Source organism: Microbacterium umsixpiens (genome assembly GCF_053543675.1).
Genome location: NZ_JBLVOH010000173.1, coordinates 1 through 2,222, shown reverse-complemented (window position 1 = coordinate 2,222; position 2,222 = coordinate 1). Strand labels below are relative to the sequence as shown.

Below are 2,222 nucleotides of genomic sequence, written 5' to 3'. Positions count from 1 at the left end.
CTCTAGAGTCGAGTGATCGCCACCCCTGCCACCCGAATTCGAGGACAATCGACGATGAGCACGATCTTGGGAGTGAGATACCGCGTGCGATGGGTGCGTTGCCTCGTGGCTCTCGGGGTTTCGAATGCGACCGTCGGCGCTCTGCTGGGATTGATGTACTGGCTGTATTCGTTTGGATTCGACTGGGGAAGTATCGCGGACTCCGGCAACGGCGAGGCTGTGTGGAGTTCCGTCCTGGCGAGCGCCGTCTTCGGACTTCTCGTGCCCACGGGGTTGAGTCTCTTGTCGCTGGTTCCGCAGCCGAGATCACCTCGTTCGTGGCCGATGCGAGTAGCCGTGGGGCCTGTGGCCTGTTCCCTTCTCAGTTTTATCTTCGTCTGGTACTTTCCCGCTGTGCTCGCATTCGTCGCGCTGGCAGCGGTCGGTGGCGGTGCGCTCTGCATCCTGGCTGTTCGGCTGGTCAACGGCGTGGGAATGTCTACTTGAGTCAGACAGCCGACGGTCATCACGCCGACTTCTTCACTTACGCGTCACTCAGCTGGTTCGAAGCGGCGAAGCCGACCTGGGAACAGCAGGCTTCGAGCCTTTCCGCGCTTATGGAGGAGTCGCGATGACGTCGAGAAGGACAAGAGCGTTCCCCCTCATGCTCCTGCTGCTTGGTGCCGTGTTGGTGACGGCTGCGATCGTTGCGTTGTTCCGCTACGGATCGGTCGGCGGTTGGGAGGTATCTCCCGTAGAGCCAGACCATGTCACGCCCCTGCTCGGCACCTTCACGATCTTCGCGGCCGGGGGAGTGCCGGTCGCGCTGATGTGCTGGTCTCTCGAGCGACCGGTGAGTGGCGGATCATCGCGAGTCAGCCGCAACAGTATCCGCCATGTCCTCATCCCCAACGCCTTGGCGGCTGTCGTGGTATCTTCCCGATTTATCTGCTCGTGTGGGATTGGTATCAGGCCTTCGCGGTCGTCGGCGGACTCGCCGTTCTCGGAAGCGTCATGTGCTTCGTCGCCCTGTCTGTCGGAGACAAGGCGCGGGTGAGGACGGCCGACCCCGACGATGCGATCGAGCACCGGTGACCGCCTCCCCGGGACCACACTCGCCGGGGTTCCAGGAAAGATCGCTCCACTGTAAGAAGGCAGGACGGTCTATTTGACCGCCGCGCTTGACGCGATCTTGGTCCGTCAGCGTCCGCGATCTGTTGGTACGCCCAGGACTCCACTCTCGCGCTGATGAAGGCCCGCTACGCCCGCTCAGTGCTGACGCTCCACCGTCGCCGCTCCGAGTGCACGGGAAGCTGTCGAATGCACGGCCGGGCCGCGTCGACAGCCCGTGCAGTCGTCGGTAAGCCGTGCACTCGGGAAGGAGTGGCGGATTGCTTGACCTTGACGCAACGTCAACTTCTAGAGTCGAGATATCGAACAGGAAGGAGGCGACATGGAACGGGACGACTGGTCCATCCAGGAGATCGCGCGGTTGGCGGGAACCACGAGTCGCACGCTGCGGCACTACGACGACATCGGGCTGCTGCCGCCTTCGCGCATCGCGCCCAACGGCTACCGGCACTACGACGGACGGGCGCTCGTGCGCCTGCAGCGCATCCTCCTGCTGCGGGAGCTCGGACTCGGGCTGCCGCAGATCGCGGAGGTGCTCGAACGTGAGCGCGGCGAAGCATCCGCCCTCGAGACCCACCTCGCGCTGCTGCGCGAGGAACAGACCAGGCTGGCGCGGCAGATCGCGTCGGTCGAATCGACCATCACAGCATTGAGAGGAGGTGAGAACCTCATGGCAGAGAACATGTTCGACGGCTTCGACCACACCCAGTACAAGGAGGAGGTCGAGGATCGTTGGGGTAAGAAGGCCTACGCCGACAGCGACCGCTGGTGGCGGGGGATGACGGATGCCGAGCGCGCCGACTGGCAGCAGCGCGTGTCCGACCTCGGACGCGACTGGATCGCCGCGGCAGAGAGCGGCATCGACCCGGCATCCGCCGAGGCTCAGGATGTCGCGCGACGCCACGTCGAGTGGCTCACGGGCGTCCCGGGCACACCCGCGGCCGTCCCCGGCGGCGACACCAAGGCGTACGTGATCGGGCTCGGCGAGATGTATGTCGCGGATCCGCGCTTCGGCGCGAACTACGCGACATCGTCCGGCGGCACCCACGGCGCGGAGTTCGTCCGCGACGCGCTCCGCGTCTACGCGGAGGGCAACCTCTAGCGAGTGGGGG

General features: G+C 64.8%; 2 protein-coding genes. Both read left to right on the top strand.

Annotation, left to right across the window (positions count from 1 at the left end; genetic code table 11):
* Positions 1 to 54: 54 nt before the first annotated feature.
* Positions 55 to 486, top strand: a complete 432-nt coding sequence (locus ACNPM4_RS16650; RefSeq protein WP_091032506.1) for a hypothetical protein — start codon at positions 55 to 57, stop codon at positions 484 to 486.
* Positions 487 to 1,432: 946 nt separating this feature from the next.
* Positions 1,433 to 2,212 carry a MerR family transcriptional regulator gene (locus ACNPM4_RS16645; protein WP_448986422.1) on the top strand — a complete coding sequence of 260 codons (780 nt, stop codon included), beginning with the start codon at positions 1,433 to 1,435 and terminating at the stop codon, positions 2,210 to 2,212.
* Positions 2,213 to 2,222 lie beyond the last annotated feature (10 nt).

Bases quoted from the DNA above. Each gene is read 5' to 3' on its own strand.
- ACNPM4_RS16645 (WP_448986422.1), top strand. From the start codon at position 1,433: ATGGAACGGGACGACTGGTCCATCCAGGAGATCGCGCGGTTGGCGGGA.
- ACNPM4_RS16650 (WP_091032506.1), top strand. From the start codon at position 55: ATGAGCACGATCTTGGGAGTGAGATACCGCGTGCGATGGGTGCGTTGC.